The organism is Nocardia vinacea NBRC 16497 (assembly GCF_000308835.1).
GTDB classification, from domain to species: Bacteria; Actinomycetota; Actinomycetes; order Mycobacteriales; family Mycobacteriaceae; genus Nocardia; species Nocardia vinacea.
The window spans coordinates 14,843-31,908 of sequence record NZ_BAGN01000056.1; the positions used below are offsets into that span (position 1 = coordinate 14,843).

General features: G+C 66.2%; 14 protein-coding genes and 1 tRNA gene. 8 read left to right on the forward strand and 7 right to left on the reverse strand.

Annotated features, from left to right (window positions below):
* Positions 1-122 precede the first annotated feature (122 nt).
* Genes ON44_RS06705 through ON44_RS06720 form a run of 4 tightly spaced genes read right to left on the reverse strand, consistent with a single transcriptional unit; the run spans position 123 to position 4,392 of the window.
* On the reverse strand, positions 123-1,523 hold the full coding sequence (locus ON44_RS06705; protein WP_040687086.1) for a metallophosphoesterase: 1,401 nt from the start codon (positions 1,521-1,523) through the stop codon (positions 123-125).
* A gap of 14 nt (positions 1,524-1,537) precedes the next feature.
* Complete coding sequence (locus tag ON44_RS06710) at positions 1,538-2,191, reverse strand: Rv0361 family membrane protein (RefSeq protein ID WP_040687089.1); 654 nt, start codon at positions 2,189-2,191, stop codon at positions 1,538-1,540.
* 37 nt (positions 2,192-2,228) lie between these two features.
* The gene (locus ON44_RS06715; RefSeq protein WP_063721516.1) at positions 2,229-3,722 is read right to left on the reverse strand and encodes a sensor histidine kinase; all 1,494 of its coding nucleotides are present in this window, start codon (positions 3,720-3,722) and stop codon (positions 2,229-2,231) included.
* The gene (locus ON44_RS06720) at positions 3,715-4,392 is read right to left on the reverse strand and encodes a response regulator transcription factor (RefSeq protein ID WP_040687091.1); all 678 of its coding nucleotides are present in this window, start codon (positions 4,390-4,392) and stop codon (positions 3,715-3,717) included. Before ON44_RS06720 ends, ON44_RS06715 begins: the two co-directional genes overlap by 8 nt.
* A 167-nt stretch (positions 4,393-4,559) precedes the next feature.
* Between ON44_RS06720 and ON44_RS48035 the strand changes: the two genes are divergently transcribed.
* Positions 4,560-4,880 carry a PepSY domain-containing protein gene (locus ON44_RS48035; RefSeq protein ID WP_157187066.1) on the forward strand — a complete coding sequence of 107 codons (321 nt, stop codon included), beginning with the start codon at positions 4,560-4,562 and terminating at the stop codon, positions 4,878-4,880.
* A gap of 340 nt (positions 4,881-5,220) precedes the next feature.
* Positions 5,221-5,649: an ester cyclase gene (locus ON44_RS06730; protein ID WP_040687093.1), complete on the forward strand. Its 429-nt coding sequence runs from the start codon at positions 5,221-5,223 to the stop codon at positions 5,647-5,649.
* A 150-nt stretch (positions 5,650-5,799) separates the two neighbouring features.
* On the opposite strand, the gene ON44_RS06735 is transcribed toward ON44_RS06730, so the two are convergent.
* The 3 genes from ON44_RS06735 to ON44_RS06745 all read right to left on the reverse strand — a co-directional run bounded on the left by ON44_RS06735 (position 5,800) and on the right by ON44_RS06745 (position 7,633).
* Positions 5,800-5,872, reverse strand: a tRNA-Arg gene (locus tag ON44_RS06735).
* A 127-nt stretch (positions 5,873-5,999) separates the two neighbouring features.
* The gene (locus tag ON44_RS06740; RefSeq protein ID WP_040687095.1) at positions 6,000-6,725 is read right to left on the reverse strand and encodes a DUF305 domain-containing protein; all 726 of its coding nucleotides are present in this window, start codon (positions 6,723-6,725) and stop codon (positions 6,000-6,002) included.
* A complete protein-coding gene (locus tag ON44_RS06745; RefSeq protein ID WP_040687097.1) occupies positions 6,725-7,633 on the reverse strand; it encodes a thioredoxin-like domain-containing protein in 909 nt (302 codons plus the stop codon). Before ON44_RS06745 ends, ON44_RS06740 begins: the two co-directional genes overlap by 1 nt.
* 112 nt (positions 7,634-7,745) lie before the next feature.
* On the opposite strand from ON44_RS06745, the gene argS reads away from it, so the two are divergent.
* The 6 genes from argS (at position 7,746) to rho (ending at position 16,682) form a co-directional block, all read left to right on the forward strand.
* Positions 7,746-9,404: an arginine--tRNA ligase gene (gene argS / locus ON44_RS06750; protein ID WP_040687099.1), complete on the forward strand. Its 1,659-nt coding sequence runs from the start codon at positions 7,746-7,748 to the stop codon at positions 9,402-9,404.
* Positions 9,404-10,825, forward strand: a complete 1,422-nt coding sequence (lysA, locus tag ON44_RS06755; protein WP_040687101.1) for a diaminopimelate decarboxylase — start codon at positions 9,404-9,406, stop codon at positions 10,823-10,825. Before argS ends, lysA begins: the two co-directional genes overlap by 1 nt.
* Positions 10,822-12,177, forward strand: a complete 1,356-nt coding sequence (locus ON44_RS06760; RefSeq protein WP_051181644.1) for a homoserine dehydrogenase — start codon at positions 10,822-10,824, stop codon at positions 12,175-12,177. Before lysA ends, ON44_RS06760 begins: the two co-directional genes overlap by 4 nt.
* Before the next feature lie 83 nt (positions 12,178-12,260).
* On the forward strand, positions 12,261-13,322 hold the full coding sequence (thrC, locus tag ON44_RS06765; RefSeq protein ID WP_040687102.1) for a threonine synthase: 1,062 nt from the start codon (positions 12,261-12,263) through the stop codon (positions 13,320-13,322).
* 24 nt (positions 13,323-13,346) lie between these two features.
* Positions 13,347-14,303, forward strand: coding sequence for a homoserine kinase (gene thrB / locus ON44_RS06770; protein WP_040687132.1), 957 nt, complete (start codon positions 13,347-13,349; stop codon positions 14,301-14,303).
* 345 nt (positions 14,304-14,648) lie between these two features.
* Positions 14,649-16,682, forward strand: coding sequence for a transcription termination factor Rho (rho, locus tag ON44_RS06775; RefSeq protein WP_040687103.1), 2,034 nt, complete (start codon positions 14,649-14,651; stop codon positions 16,680-16,682).
* The last annotated feature ends 384 nt before the right edge of the window (positions 16,683-17,066 follow it).

Consider the following 17,066-nt stretch of genomic DNA (forward strand, 5'->3'; position numbering starts at 1 on the left):
AGTCCTTCCGACGCGTGCAAAGGTTTCACTTCATATGATGAGGCTTACCTAAGCAAGATACCGCGTCCGAAGTGCGGCGATGGTATCGGTACGGCTGCGGCGGACGCGAGTCTGCGGGCCGATCAGGACAGGCCCGAGAAGTCCCGCAGCACAACATGATTGCGGTCGGTGAAGGTGCCGAGCGTGTAATCCGGCAGCAGACCGAAGTATTCGCCACGGGTGGTCGCGCTCCAGCGGCGGGCGGCCGCGGTGCGGGTCTTGTAGAAGTTGATCATGTACCCGCCCTCGTACAGGCGCAGCAGGCTGTAGCCGCCCGGATACTCCTTGACCGCGGCCACTTCCAGGAATTCCACCGCGGCGGCGGAGTCGGGGCGGGTGCGACGGTTGCGGTGGGTATGGCCACTGTGCTGCAGGAATACGCCGGGGGCGCGTTCGTAGAGCGTCTGGAGTCCGATGCTGTCGGGGCGGTTGAGGACGAAACCCGGTCCGGCGGTATTGGTCAGACCGGATTCGATGGTCACCGGGTGGTGTCCGAAGACCAGCGTCGGGCGGTCCGGATCTTCGCGAAGCAGTTCGCCGAGCCGGTCGAATTGCGGGCGTTCGATGCTGCCGCCAGAACCGTCGAGTTCGCTGGTATCCAGACCGAGCAGCCGCAGGCCGCCCAACTCGTGCTCGATCAGTTGCCGGTGCGGATTGAATTGCTCTGCCCAGCAATCGTAATGATCCGCGGGTGCGGGGATGCAGCCCTGATATTGCGAGTCCATGTGCGGACGGTCGTGATTGCCGCGTACGGCGAGGTAGTCGCGACCCTGCGCGCCCCATGAGTCCAGGTGCCTGCGAACCGAGCGCGATTCCTCCGGCTTCGCCTCGGCGGTGAGATCGCCCGCGATGAGCAGGAGGTCTGCGGCGCGGTCGGGGCGGCGCAGATCATCGAGCATGGCCGCGAGCATCACCTCCGGGTAGGGCGGCAGGCCGGCCTCCTGCCGGAAACCCGGCGGCAGATCGGCGACGGCGAGACCGCTGACCTGCTCGCCGTAGTGCACGTCATTGGCGAGTGCGACGGTGCGCAGCGGACGACCGGACGGCGGTGTCAGGGTGGTGAATTCGCCGGTGGATTCCGGACTTCCGGGGGCGCGGGTGGTCAGTGACAGGGCGGGTGTGGCGCGGACGCCACTCGACCATGCCTCGAATCGATAGGGTCGGCCTGGTTCGAGACCGTCGATCTCCGCATAGTGGAACGGGGTGGGCTCGTCCTCGGCATAGACGGTGGTCAGCGATGAACCGGCCGGGCCAAGGCGCACTTCGGCGTCCGTGTCGACCGGCAGCAGTCGGCCGCTCGGATCCGGGGCCACCGTCGTCCAGGTCAGAATCACCGATCGATCGGTGACCGTGACGACCTCCAGATCGGTCGCGAAGAGCGGATTCGGTTGGGCCCGAACTGAACCCGGGTCTGCGAGGCTCGCGAGCGCGGCCAGCCCGATGGCGCTGAGGAAGGTCCGGCGCGACGGTCCACAGCAGCTCATCCGACGAGATTACGTCAGTTCTTACCCGACTCCGCCGAGCAGATCTTCCACTTCCCGTCTTCCTTCTGCAGGTGTTCGGTGGTGCCCGTATCGGTATCCGGGGTCTCACCCGGGAGGGTCAGCGTGAGTTTGCCGGTGATCCGGGCCGTCGCACGGTCACCGGTGATGACGATGTCATCGATCTTGTCGATATTGACCTCGACCTTGGCGGTATCGAATTGCTTCTTCTGCTCATCGGTCAGCGTGTCGAACTCGGCGCGGTCGGCCGCGCACGTCTTCGCCGCCGCGGCGGCGAAACCATCCGACCCGAGTGTGTCGTAGAAGTCGCGGATGGCCACCTCGATCTTCTTCTCGTCCGAGGCGAGCGGCGTCTTGCCCTGCACGGTCAGCACCACGCCCGCGGCGACCGCACCCGCGATGACGAGCACCAGCACCAACAGGCCGATGATCAGCCCGGTCCTGCGCTTCTTCGGCGGCGGATACCCCGGCTGTTGATAACCGCCCGGTGGCGGATACCCCTGCTGCGGTCCATATCCCTGACCGCCAGGCGGCGGATAACCCCCTTGCTGCGGATACCCCGCCCCACCCTGCTGCGGATACCCATACGGCTGCTGTGGCTGCCCCTGCGGCCCTCCGAACGGCGGTTGCCCACCCGGCGGATATGTCATCGTCCCGTCCTCCCGCTCACCCCATCTGCGTGTGAGATTACGGCAACTCGGCTGCCCGCGAAGGCAACACAGGTCCGGCAGCAGAGCTATCTCGCCCAGATCGCCAGGCAGGCAATGTCACGATGAAGCGGGCGCCGCCATCAGCGCTGTCGCCGACGCGGATCCGGCCCGCGTGGCGGTTCACGACGTCGGCGACTATGGCGAGGCCGAGTCCGGCCCCGCCTTCGTCGCGGCTGCGAGCATCGTCGAGCCGAACGAATCGTTGGAAGATCCGGTCCCGGTCGGCAGCGGGCACACCACGGCCGTCATCGGCGACCTCGAGCACGACCAAGTGGTCTACGGTCCGTTCCAGGCTCACCCGCACGGTGGTGGCCGCGTGGCGCTGCGCGTTGTCGACGAGATTGCCGAGGACCCGGGCGAGTTGGGTTCGACTGCCCGCGACCGCCACGCTGTCGTCCGGTATCACGGCCTCGACAGGTAGGCGGTCTCCGATTCGGCGAGCCAGCTCATCGTGGATCAGCGCGGCCAGCTCGACCCGTTCCGAACGGGGCTGTTCGCCCGCGTCGAGACGAGCGAGGAGCAACAGATCGGCGGCAAGGTGTTCGAGCCGTATGGTGTCTCCGATCACCCCGTCCAGCTCGAGTAGCCGCGGGTGGGCTCGGGCGACTTCGAGCTGAGCGCGCAGGCTGGCGATCGGACTGCGCAGTTCGTGCGCGGCGTCGGCGATGAAGCGGCGCTGCCGTTCCGCGGATTCTTCGAGTGCTGCGAGCGTGGCGTTCGTAGTGGCTGCCAGCCGGGCGATTTCGTCGCGTGCGGCGGGTTCCGGCACCCGGCGGGACAGGTCGCCACCCATGATTTCGGCGAGCTCGGACCGGATCGCTTCCACCGGGCGCAGGGCACGCCGGGTTACCAGCCACGTCACCACTGCCACCACGAGGAGCAGCACCGGCAGGCCTGTCAGCATGGCTTTGCGAACATCGGCAACCGCATTATGGGCGGAGTCGAGGGAAGCGCCCGCGTAGACCGTGACCGGTTGCCCGCCGACAGTGGTGGTTCCGATGGCGGCCACCCGGAATACCTGGTTCATGATCTCGTCGTCGCCCACCGGGAGCCGCACGTCACGAAACGTGGCGACGGCCGTTGTTCCGGCAGTGGAAACAAGCTCGGTCTGGTCATCGTCATCGTCATCGTCGTCGTCGGTCGAGGTCGGGGTGAAGTCGGCCATGGGTCGACTCTGCAAGTCGTCATCGGCTGCCAAGACCCGCCGGTCGGCCGAAACCACTTGTACCGGTTGGCTATCCGAGTCGGGCAGTTTCAGCTGCGGGAAGTCGGTGCCGATCGCGATCTGGGTGACGACGTCGCGAGCGGTGACCTCCGCTTGCAGGCTCGCGCTGTTGACCAGGTTGTGTCGCAGGACCTCGAGCACGATCAGTCCGGCGACCACGAGCGCTACCGCGACGACGGCCGTGGCCAGCGCCGTGGTCCGGGCTCGCACCGACTTCCACCACCGCAGCCGCGGCCGATCAGCCACGATCTGCCGCCAGCCGGTATCCCACGCCCCGAACGGTGGTGATCGATCGCCGCCCGAACGGAGCGTCGATCTTGCGGCGCAGCGCGCTGATGTAGACCTCGACGATATTCGGGTCACCGTCGTAGCTGAAGTCCCAAACATGCTGCAGGATATCGGCTTTCGACACGACCCGGCCCGCACGGACCGCCAGGTGTTCCAGGACGGCGAATTCCTTCGCGGTCAGCATCACCTCGTGCGTGTCGCGCATGCACGTGTGCGTGTTCGGATCCACCATCAGGTCGCCGACTCGCAACACCAGGGCGCCGCCGCGAGTTCTGCGGCGACACAGGGCGCGGATACGGGCGAGCAACACCACATAGGAGAACGGTTTGCGGAGATAATCGTCGGCGCCGGTGTCCAGGCCCTCCGCCTCGTCGTATTCGCCGTCCTTCGCGGTGAGCATCAGCACCGGCGTCTCGTCATCCGCAGCGCGCAGTGCGGCACAGACCTGGTAGCCGTTCATGCCGGGCAGCATGATGTCCAAAATGATCAGGTCGTAGTCGGTGGTGGTGGCGAGATGCAGACCCTCGGTGCCGTCATGGACGACGTCCACGGCGAAACCCTCGGCCGCCAATCCCTTTGCCAGAGTTAGGGCCAGACGCTTCTCGTCCTCCACGATCAGCAGACGCATCCGCTCAGCCTGCCAGACAGTTCCTGAAGCGGTCTTCAGGAGGCTTCAGGCCACCTTCAGCTGCTCTTGCCAGAGTGGTCATCGGAGTCAAGATCGCCGCTGCCACAGGAGGTTTCACCATGTCATCCGTCATCCGCCGCGCGTTTGCCAGCTTACGATGGATCATCGTGGGCGCCGCCGTTACCGGCGCCACCGTCGCCGGCCTCGCCCTCGCCACCAGCACCGTCGGACACAAGGACCGCACCGTCGCCGTCAATTTGTCGGACACCGACTTGGTGCTCCTCGCGGGCCCGCAGATCAGCAGGCAGCAGGCCATCGACGAGGCGGTGAAGGCCGTGCCGGGAGGCGCCGTGGATTCCGCCGAGATCGACACCGAGCGAGGAGCGTCGGTGTGGGAGGTCGAACTCACAACCCCTGATGGCATCGAGCACGAGGTGACCATCGATGCGAACACCGGCAAGGTACTCGGCACCGTCGAGCACGACTGACCGCGGTACGCCCGATTGGATTTCGGCTGCCATGTCTTCGCCGCCGTGCCGCGGCGCGCGAAGACGCAGGGCACCGCGACCTTCCGGTCACACTCGCGATGCACTGGGGAAAGAAACGGCCCTGTACCAGGTTCATTTTCATTTAAAGCTGGGCAATCCGGGAAGCGGGCTCGATTAGGCTTTACCTCTCTCAGAAACTGGTTTCGATGAGGAACTCGGACAAGATGCCAGGCACTGATACGACTGTTGCCGTTTCGCTGTGACCTTCGCCAGGCGACGACCGAGTGAACCGCCACCGCCGTCACGGCCGCCGGCCGGGCAATCGAGGAGGAGGTTGATCATGTCGCTAGCAGCCAACAAGGCCCTGATCCGCCAGTTCTATCACGAGATAGACGCCGGGAATATCGATGCCATGGACGAACTCGTCGCAGCGGACTACCTCGACCACTCGCCTCCTCCCTTTCCTGGCATAGGTCCGGGTCGGGAGGGGCTCAAGCAGGCGTTCCGTATGTTCTGGGATGCCACACCGGGGCGGCACGAGATCGAGGATCAGATCGCCGAGGGCGATCGGGTCGTCACCCGGATCACCGCCTACGGTCGCCACGTCGGAGACCTGCCGGGGATTCCGGCAACCGGACACGAGTTGACGATGACCGGTACCACGATCCACCGGATCGAGGACGGAAAGATCGCCGAGAAGTGGTCCGATAAGGATGTGCTCGGGCTGTTACAGCAGCTGGGAGTGCTGCCGCCTTTGAAGGGACCGTGACCGATACCCCATTCGCAGAATGATGTGCCGCGGGATCAGGATGCGGCAAAGACATTGGGTGAGGTTGTGTCATCGCGTGCCTTCCAGCCAACGCGGAGGAACGAAAAGGGCTCCGACCGTACGCTGCTGGTCGGAGCCCTTTTCAGTGCGTGCCCTCGGCAGGATTCGAACCTGCGGCCTTCTGCTCCGGAGGCAGACGCTCTATCCCCTGAGCTACGAGGGCGGGATAGTTGCGAACGGTGCCGGTGACGGCGGCCGTTCGGGCGGGGCCAAGCGTATCGCATTGCGGGGCGTCCGCCAAAAAGTGTGTCGGGCCGGGGAGTTTCGGTTCCCCGGCCCGATGCGACGGATCAGTTCTGCGGCAGTGGTTTCGCGTTGCGGGCGGTCAGCATCGTGGTTATGAGTTGTGCTTCGCCCTGCTGGGTGGTCGCCATGGCGGCCGCGAGTGAGCGCACCGCGGTGGTTTCGGCGTGCTGGGCGGCGTATTCGGTCATCGAGAGTCCACCCTGATGGTGGCGCAGCATCAGCTGCAGGAACATCGTATCCAGCGTGGGACCGGTGGCCTGGCGCAGCGCGGTCACCTCCGCGGTGGTCGCCATGCCCGGCATGGAAGCCGATGGGCCGGACATTGCGTGGTCGGTGGTGGCACCGGAATGCGAATGGCCCGACTGTTCGGTCATCCAGCCCATGTAGCCGTCCACATTCTGGTTCGGTTTACCCCACATCTGCAGCCAGCCCTGCATCCGGCCGATCTGTTCCTGCTGGGTGGTCAGAATGTCGTAGGCCAGCCTGCGCACATCGTTGTCGGTGGAACCGATGAGCGCGATACCGGCCATTTCGACGGCCTGCGCGTGGTGGGCCGACATGTCCTGGCTGAATCCGATATCGACCGCGCCGGGATCGGGTTCGCTATTGCCGTCCAGCGGCAGCCGGGCCAGCACGCCGACCGCGAAGCCGATCAGCAGGATGCCGATCGCACCGAGCACCAGCAGCGGAGTGCGCTGCCGGCGCGCCTGCGCGGCGAAACCCGTGGAATCGCTCGCCACGTCCGGCTCGATTTCGGTATCCACGGGCATTACTGACCTTCCGTCGGCTGGGTCGGAATTCCGGTGGGCACGCCGGGGATATTCGGCACGCCCGGAATGCTCGGCATACCGGGCAGACCACCCGCGGCGCCGCCGAGTTCGGTCTGGTCCTGCGACAGGCCCTTACCGTCCATCGGCACCGCATCCGGTCCGGGCGGCGTCGGGTCGTACGGCGTCGGGTTGTTCGCGTCGAACGCGGGGTTCGAGCAGCTCGCGCCCACCTCGGGGTAGGCGTATTGGTTCGCGCGCAAGGCGGTGATGAACTGGTTGACCCGCTTGTCGTCGGCGCTGTCCAGCTTCAGCTGATGTCCCCAGGACTGCAGCGATATCGCCGAGGTCAGTCCGGGGAACGGCGACATCAACGTGAACGGCTTACCTTCGACCTTCTGCTTCAGCGTGTCGATGCCCGCCGCGTCGACCTTGTCGGGGTTGTAGGCGATCCACACCGCACCGTGCTCGAGCGAATGCACCGCGTTCTCGACCCGGACCGGCTTGCTGTAGACCACGCCCATGCAGTTCGCCCAGACCTGATCGTGCGGACCGCCGAACGGCGGGGTCTGGTCGTACGCGACGCGCTGGGTACCCGAGACGTGCAGTCCAGCCGGGTAGTCCTTCTTGGTCACCCCGGCGATCTGATCCGACGGATCCTTCTTCTGCGCACTCGGCGTGAATTTCTCGAGTTCGGCCTTGTCTCGATACTTCGGTACCAGGCTGAACGCGAGCGCACCGATCAATGCGATGATCACCACGGCGGCTCCGATGACCAACCAGGGGATCTGGCGCTTCTTCAACGGGCCCTTGCCCATCGGAACCTTGCCGCCGCCTTTTTTCCGCGACGGTGCGACCTTCCCTGCGGCCCGGACGGCCTTGGCCGATTTGGCGCTCGTGCTGCTCGGCATAGCTCGCTGTGCTCTTTCCACGTATTGATCCACGGTGCTGGGTGGTTGCGGAGGGCTCCGCCGAGGTGCCCACTCGAGGCGTACACCTGCCCAGACCATAGGATAGAGACTCGTGACTCCAGCTGACCTTGCAGATCTCCTTCGCGCGACCGCGGCGAAGGTGCTTGTCGAACGTGGACTGGACCCTGCGGTCCTGCCCGACGAGGTCAACGTGGAGCGCCCCCGTAATCCGGAACATGGCGACTATGCCACGAATGTGGCCATGCAGGTAGGTAAGAAGGCCGGAACGAATCCGCGCGAGTTGGCGACCTGGCTGGCCGAGGCACTGGCCACCACGGACACCATCGATACCGCCGAGGTCGCCGGTCCCGGCTTCCTCAACATCCGGCTCGCCGCCTCCGCGCAGGGCGCGATCCTGCAACAGGTATTGACCGCGGGCGCGGCCTACGGCACTTCGGACACCCTGAAGGGCACCCGGATCAATCTGGAATTCGTGTCGGCCAATCCGACCGGTCCGGTGCATCTCGGCGGCACCCGCTGGGCCTCCGTCGGCGATGCGCTCGGCCGCATTCTGGCCGCGCAGGGCGCCGACGTGACCCGCGAGTACTACTTCAACGACCACGGCGCGCAGATCGACCGCTTCGCCAAATCCCTGGTTGCCGCCGCTACCGGCGCACCGACCCCGGAGAACGGTTACGCGGGCGAATATATCGGCGATATCGCCGCCCAGATCGTGGCCGTGCACCCCGAGGCGGCGACCCTGCCGGAAAACGAGCAGCTCGAACTTTTCCGTGCCGAGGGCGTCGAGTTGATGTTCGCCCATATCAAGGAATCGCTGCACGAATTCGGCACCGATTTCGACGTGTACTTCAACGAGAGTTCGCTATTCGAATCCGGTGCGGTCGAACAGGCCGTCACCAAGCTCAAGGATTCCGGCGACCTCTATGAAAAGGACGGGGCCTGGTGGATCGCCAGCTCCGAATACGGTGACGATCAGGACCGCGTCGTTCTCAAGAGCGATGGCAATGCCGCATATATCGCCGGTGATATCGCCTATTTCCAGAACAAACGCTCGCGCGGCTTCGATCTGTGCATCTACATGCTCGGTGCGGACCATCACGGCTATATCGGCCGTTTGAAGGCCGCTGCGGCCGCCTTCGGCGATGATCCGGCCACCGTCGAGGTGCTCATCGGGCAGATGGTGAATCTCGTCAAAGACGGTGTGGCCGTGCGAATGTCCAAGCGTGCGGGCACCGTGGTGACCCTCGACGATCTGGTCGAGGCGATCGGCGTCGACGCCTCCCGGTACTCGCTGGTGCGCAGCTCGGTGAACTCGAGCATCGATATCGACTTGAACCTGTGGACCAGCCAGAGCAACGAGAACCCGGTCTACTACGTGCAATACGCGCACGCGAGGACCGCGTCCATCGCGCGCAACGCGGCCGAATTCGAATACGACACGGTGACACCGGATTTCGGTCTGCTCACCGCCGATGAAGAGGGTGAACTCATCCGCACCATCGGCGAATACCCGCGCGCCGTCACCAGCGCCGCGAGCCTGCGTGAACCGCACCGCGTCGCACGGTATCTGGAGGAACTGGCCGGTGCCTACCACCGGTTCCAGACCAATAAGAATCTGCGCGTACTGCCCCTCGGCGACGAACCCGTCACGCCGACCAATGCCGCCAGGCTGGCCCTGGCCAATGCCACCCGTCAGGTGCTGAGCAACGGCCTCGGGCTGCTCGGCGTTAGTGCACCGGAGCGTATGTGATGAGTGCCCACCCTGCCGGTCCACGGCACGCCGAAATCCCACACGCTCCAAGTCTCGCGGAGCGTCCGCGCGATCCCGGGCAGATGATCGATCTACCCGCGAATGTGTGGCCGCGCAACGCTTCTCGCGATGCCGACGGTGTCGTACAGCTGGCCGGTGTGCCGGTGCACGAGCTCGCCGAGCAGTTCGGCACCCCGCTGTTCGTGGTCGACGAGGACGACTTCCGTTCCCGCTGCCGCGATATGGTCGCCGCCTTCGGCCCGGACACGCGAGTTCACTACGCCTCCAAGGCATTCCTGTGCGGTGAGATCGCCCGTTGGATTCGCGACGAGGGCCTTTCCCTCGATGTCTGCTCCGGCGGCGAACTGGCCGTCGCGCTGCACGCGGGCTTTCCCGCGAACCGAATCGCATTGCACGGCAACAACAAATCGGTCGCCGAGCTGGCGGCCGCCGTCGAGGCGGGTGTCGGGCATGTGGTGGTCGACTCGCTGATCGAGATCGAGCGCCTGGAGGCCATCGCGGGCCGCGCCGGAGTCGTACAGGATGTGCTCGTCCGCGTCACCGTCGGTGTGGAAGCCCATACCCACGAATACATTTCGACCGCACACGAGGATCAGAAGTTCGGCTTCTCGATCGCGGGCGGGGATGCCATGGAGGCACTCGCCCGCGTCTTCGAGGCCGATAATCTCCGACTGGTAGGTCTGCACAGCCACATCGGTTCGCAGATCTTCGAAATCGATGGTTTCGAGATCGCTGCGCGCCGCATGCTCGGCCTGCTTCGCGAGGCCATCGACAAATTCGGCATCGAGCGCACCGCGCAGATCGCCACACTGGATCTCGGTGGCGGACTTGGCATTTCGTACCTGCCCAATGACGATCCGCCGCCGCTCGACGAATTCGCCGCGAGCCTGCGCAAGCTGGTCGCCACCGAGGCGAGCCGCGCCGGACTGCCCGAGCCGAAGATCGCCGTCGAACCCGGCCGCGCCATCGCCGGACCGGGCACGGTCACCCTCTACGAGGTCGGCACCATCAAGGACGTCTCGCTCGACGGCGGGCTGCGCAGGCGCTATGTCAGCGTCGACGGCGGCATGAGCGACAATATCCGCCCCGCGCTGTATCAGGCCGACTACGACTGCCGCCTGGTTTCGCGCTCCTCGGACGCTGCGCCGGTGGTCGCCCGGGTCGTCGGAAAGCATTGCGAGAGTGGGGATATCGTCATCCGCGATACATGGATGCCCGCCGATGTCGGCCCCGGCGATCTGGTCGCCGTCGCCGCGACCGGCGCGTACTGCTACTCGATGTCCAGCCGGTACAACCAGCTGACTCGGCCGGCGGTCGTCGCGGTGCGGAACGGTGTGCCGCGACTCATTCTGCGCCGGGAAACGGTGGCGGATCTGCTCAGCCTGGAGGTGGAATCATGACGGACGCAGCGAAGTTCGGCGTATGGGGAACCGATCGTCCGATCGGGGTCGCGGTCCTCGGGATGGGCAATGTCGGCACCGAGGTGGTGCGCATTCTGCGCGACCACACCGATGATCTGCGCGCGCGCGTCGGTGCGCCGGTGGTGCTGCGCGGCGTCGCCGTGCGCAATCTGGACGCCAACCGCGGCATCCCGGCCGAACTGCTGACCACCGATGCCGACGCGCTGGTCGCCCGCGACGATGTCGATCTGGTGGTCGAGGTCATCGGCGGCATCGATCCGGCCCGCCGTCTCATTCTGGCCGCGCTCAACGCGGGCAAATCCGTGGTGACCGCCAATAAGGCCCTGCTGGCCGACTACACCGGCGAACTCGCTGCCGCCGCCGAGCGCAATCGCGCCGACCTGTATTTCGAGGCCGCCGTCGCGGGTGCGATCCCGGTGGTGCGCCCGCTGATCCAGTCACTGTCCGGTGACCGGGTGAACAAGGTCGTCGGCATCGTCAACGGCACCACCAACTTCATCCTCTCCGCGATGGACGAGACCGGCGCCGATTACGAGATCACCCTCAAAGAGGCCACCCGCCTCGGCTACGCGGAGGCCGATCCGACCGCCGACGTCGAGGGTTACGACGCCGCCGCCAAGGCCGCGATTCTGGCCTCGCTGGCCTTCCATACCCGGGTTACCGCGGCCGATGTGTACCGCGAGGGCATTTCCAAGATCACTGCCGAGGATCTCGAGACCGCCTCCGCACTGGACTGCACGGTCAAACTGCTCGCCATCTGCGAGCGGGTCGCCGCGGGTCCGGGCGAACCGAGCCCGGAAGAGGGTGGCAAGGAGCGCGTCTCGGTGCGCGTCTACCCGGCCCTGATTCCGCGCAAGCACCCCTTGGCCGCGGTCACCGGCGCATTCAACGCGGTGGTCGTCGAGGCGGAGAACGCCGGGCGGCTGATGTTCTACGGTCAGGGCGCGGGCGGTGCCCCGACGGCGTCGGCGGTACTCGGCGATCTGGTGATGGCGGCGCGCAATAAGTTCTTCGGTGGCCGCGCTCCGGGCGAGTCGGTTTATGCTGAGCTACCGATCGCACCGATGGGCGATACGCCCACGCGCTACCACGTGAACCTGCAGGTCGCGGATCGACCCGGGGTGCTGGCCAAGGTGGCGGGCGAATTCGCCAACCACGAGGTGAGCATCTCGACGGTCCGTCAGGAAGGACACGGCGAGGGTGCGCGCCTGGTCGTGGTCACCCACCACGCTTCGGAGTCGGCGCTCGCGGACACCGTCGCCGCCCTGGCGGAAATGGAATCCGTCACATCCGTGACCAGCGTTCTGAGATTGGAAGGCACCAACGAATGACAACTGCATCGCGTAGCGATTCCGCGAGGGATGGCGGTCGGGCGCCAGGTGGGCATAGGACTGGCGTCGCACCGCAGGCAGGAGTGCATTCCCGGTGGCCCGGCCTGATCGCCGCCTACCGTGATCGGCTGGCCGGTGCCGCCGACTGGGAGCCGGTCACCCTGTACGAGGGCGGCACCCCGCTGGTGCCCGCACCGCATCTGTCCCAGCTGACCGGTTGTGATGTCTATCTCAAGGTGGAGGGCCTGAACCCGACTGGGTCCTTCAAGGACCGCGGCATGACCATGGCCATCACCGACGCGAAGTACCGCGGGCAGAAGGCGGTGCTGTGCGCGTCCACCGGCAACACCTCGGCATCGGCCGCCGCCTACGCGACCCGGGCCGGGATGAGCTGTGCGGTGCTGATTCCGCAGGGCAAAATCGCCATGGGCAAGCTGGCCCAGGCCGTCATGCTCGGCGCGAAGATCATCCAGGTCGACGGCAATTTCGACGACTGTCTCGAGCTGGCGCGCAAGGTCACCGCGGAATTCCCGACCGTCGGTCTGGTGAATTCGGTGAATCCGGCCCGTATCGAGGGGCAGAAGACCGCCTCGTTCGAGATTTGCGATGTGCTCGGCAAGGCGCCCGACGTGCACGCCCTCCCGGTGGGCAATGCGGGCAATATCACCGCCTACTGGCGCGGTTACCGCGAGTACTACGCCGACGGCATCACCACCGGCCTGCCGCGCATGCTCGGTGTGCAGGCCGCGGGCGCCGCCCCGCTGGTCAACGGTGCCCCGGTCAAGGATCCGGAGACCATCGCCACCGCCATCCGGATCGGCGCGCCCGCGTCCTGGAACGGCGCGGTGGAGGCCAAGGAGCAGTCCGGTGGCGCCTTCCGCGCCGCCACCGACGAGGAGATCCTGGAGGCGTACCGACTGGTCGCCGCGACCGAGGGTGTTTTCGTCGAGCCCGCCTCGGCGGCCAGCATCGCCGGCCTGCTCGCCGCGCGCAAAGAAGGTTGGCTGGATTCCGGGCTGACCGTCGTGTGCACGGTGACCGGCAACGGCCTCAAGGATCCGGACAACGCGCTCGCGGGAATGCCGCAGGTACAGGCGATTCCGGTTGACCCGATCGCGGTCGCCCACGAACTCGAGCTGGCCTGAGTGAATTCGCGCGAAAGCCAACTGATGACCAGGACGCTGCCCGCCGGTCTGTCCGTGACCGCGCGGGTGCCCGCGTCCAGTGCCAATCTCGGCCCCGGATTCGATTCGCTCGGTATGGCTTTGGGCATCTACGACGAGATCGAGGTGCGCACTACCGATTCCGGCCTTAACATCCGGGTGGAAGGCGAGGGTGCCGACGATGTGCCATGGGGCCCTTCACATCTCGTGGTGCGCGCGATCGAGCGCGGCCTGGAGGCGGCGGGCGTCTGGGCTGATGGCCTCGATGTGGTGTGCCGCAACGTAATTCCGCATTCGCGGGGTCTCGGTTCGTCGGCCTCGGCGGTGGTCGGCGGGCTTGCCGCGGGCTGCGGTCTCGCCGCGAAATTGGATCCGGCACTGGCCATCGGCAGTGACCAATTGGTTCAGCTCGCATCGGAATTCGAAGGTCATCCGGACAATGCCGCGGCCAGCGTGCTCGGCGGAATCGTGGTGTCCTGGACCGAAACCGCCGCGGACGCCACCAACGACGGTGCCGTGGCGCTCGATCACGGCCGCGTCTACCGTGCGGTGCGCCTCGATCCGCATCCCACGCTGCGTCCGGTGGTGCTGATTCCCGAAGAGCGCTCCTCGACCGCGCATACCCGCGGCCTGTTGCCCGAGGTCGTGCCGCATGGTGATGCCGCGTTCAATGTCAGCCGCGCCGCGCTGGCGGTCGTCGCCCTGACGCAACGTACCGACCTGCTCCTGCCTGCGACGGCCGATCGTCTGCATCAGACCCAGCGCGCGCCCGCACTGCCGCTGACCACCGAATGGATCGCCCGGCTGCGTGCGGCCGGGATCGCGGCAACGGTGTCCGGCGCGGGTCCGACCGTACTGGCCTTGGGTACCAGCGAATTCCCCGCCGAACTCCGTGAACTCGCGGCCATAGACGGGCTCCGCGTGGTCGAACCGGGACTCGCGGAAGGCGTCCAGGTCGACTGACGGCGCGTCTGCCTTGCCGAGGTTCCAGGTTGCCAGCTATCCTGAGCACGTCCGTACATCGTGCGCATCAGACGCCGGTGCTTCATCAGGGCAATCGCTCCAGCAGGCTCCAGGCTCGAGCCTCCAGGCCATGGGGGTGCTGCGTAGCTGCGCAACTGGAATGATCTCTCCCACCTTTCGGGAACTGGTGGCGAAGCCGCCGGTCCGGCGGGGCAGGTGATACGGCAAAAAGCGCCGGTCCGAGCTTTGTGCTCGGCCCTCGCATCCGAGTCCGGCAGAACGCACGGACTGCGGGACGAAACCCTCGAATCAGCACACGGCAATCGAGGGAAGGAAAGGATTTCCGTGACAGATACGGACCTGCTCGCGACACCCGGGGTGGATTCCAACCCGACAGGGGACCGCGAAAGTGACTCCGGACAGATTTCGAAGATGAGCGAACAAACCGACGTCGCACGATCGGGGCTGACTGGAATGCTGTTGCCGCAATTGCGCGCGCTCGCGGGGGAGCTCGGTATCCGAGGCACCTCTGGAATGCGCAAGGGCGATTTGATCGCCGCCATCAAGGAAAATCAGGCCGGAAAGTCGGCGAAGGCGGAAAAGTCCGCGCGTGGCGAGGTGAAGTCCGATGCGGACGCCGCCAAGGCGGCGCCGGCGAAGGCCGAGCAGGGGACCCTCGACGTGGCGCCCGCCGCTTCTGCCCCGGCGAAGGAGGCTCCGGCTCCGGCGAAGGAAGTCAAGGACGCTCCGGCGAAACAGGCTGTCGCGAAGGAGGCCGTCGCCGAATCCGCAGCGCCGAAGGTCGCCGAGAAGTCTGCCGAGTCGAAGTCCGATCAGGCCCAGGCCGAGGCCGCGCCGACGGAGACCGCCGAGGATTCCGGTCGCGAGGGCGGTCAGCGCGGTCGCGGCAGGCAGCGTCGCGGTCGCGACCAGGCGCGCGCTGGTGGCGATACCGCCGCGGGCGAGGCCCGTGCTGACGAGCCCAAGCAGGAGCAGGAGCAGGGCGAACGCCGCCGCGAGCGCAATCAGGGCGGCGACCGCAACCAGAACGGCAGTGCCAATGGCGGCCGCGGCGGCGAGGGCGGCGGCCGCGGCGAGGCCAACCGTGGCGGTGACGAGGACGAGGGCGGTCGCGGACGGCGGGGACGCCGGTTCCGGGAACGTCGTCGTGGTCGCGACCGCGAGGGTGGCACCGGTGGCGGTGAGGCCCGCGAGCTCGAGATCCGCGAGGACGATGTCCTGCAGCCGGTCGCGGGCATCCTCGACGTGCTGGACAACTACGCCTTCGTGCGCACCTCCGGCTACCTGGCCGGACCGAATGACGTCTACGTCTCGATGAACCTGGTCCGCAAGAACGGCCTGCGCCGCGGTGACGCGATCACCGGTGCGGTGCGCGCCCCGCGCGACGGTGAGCAGAGCAACCAGCGCCAGAAGTTCGATCCGCTGGTGCGGCTGGATACGGTCAACGGCGGTGAGGTCGACGCGGCCAAGCGGCGACCCGAATTCGCCAAGCTCACCCCGCTGTACCCGAACCAGCGCCTGCGTCTGGAAACTCAGCCGAACAAGCTGACCACGCGTGTCATCGACCTGATCATGCCGATCGGCAAGGGCCAGCGTGCCCTGATCGTCTCCCCGCCCAAGGCCGGTAAGACGACGATCATGCAGGACATCGCGAACGCCATCGCCATCAACAACCCGGAGGTCTACCTCATGGTTGTGCTGGTCGACGAGCGTCCGGAAGAGGTCACCGATATGCAGCGTTCGGTGAAGGGTGAGGTCATCGCCTCGACCTTCGACCGTCCGCCGTCAGATCACACCTCGGTCGCCGAACTGGCCATCGAGCGCGCCAAGCGCCTGGTGGAAATGGGCAAAGACGTTGTGGTGTTGCTCGACTCGATCACCCGATTGGGCCGTGCGTACAACAACTCCTCGCCCGCCTCGGGCCGCATCCTCTCCGGTGGTGTCGACTCGACCGCGCTGTACCCGCCCAAGCGGTTCCTCGGCGCGGCACGCAATATCGAGAACGGCGGCTCGCTTACCATCATCGCGACCGCCATGGTCGAGACCGGCTCCACCGGTGACACGGTGATCTTCGAGGAGTTCAAGGGCACCGGTAACGCCGAGCTCAAGCTGGACCGCAAGATCGCGGAACGGCGCGTGTTCCCGGCCGTCGATGTGAACCCGTCCGGTACTCGTAAGGACGAGCTACTGCTCAGCCCCGACGAGGCGGCGGTGCTGCACAAGCTGCGCCGCGTACTGTCCGGCCTGGACTCGCACCAGGCGATCGATCTGCTGATCGACCGTCTGAAGAAGTCCAAGAACAACCTCGAGTTCCTGATGCAGGTCAGCAAGACCGCACCGGGTGCGCTCGACGAGTGAATGAACGGGGGCTCCGCTCAGGCGGAGTCCCCGTACATTTTGCGCACACGCCATTACTGATTTCGGGGTACGTCCAGAGCTGAAGCCCGCTACCTGCCGCCGGTCCGCGACGGGACTCTCCACGTACACGACGTCCGGCACAAGGCTCGGGGCGGCGGGGGAGCGCCCTTTCGGCGTTCTGGGGCTGAAGAAGGTCAGACCGATGCCTGCCGCGCCCGCGATCATGAAGGCCAGGATGATCGCCGTCGTGGCCGCCGGGCTCCCGGTGCTCGCGGCGGTATCGTATTGTGCGGCAGTGGGTTTCGCGTAGGTGTAGGTGGTTTCCGGACTATCCGGAACGGCAAACCAGCCGACCGCGACAGCGAGAATCAACGAAACGAAGAC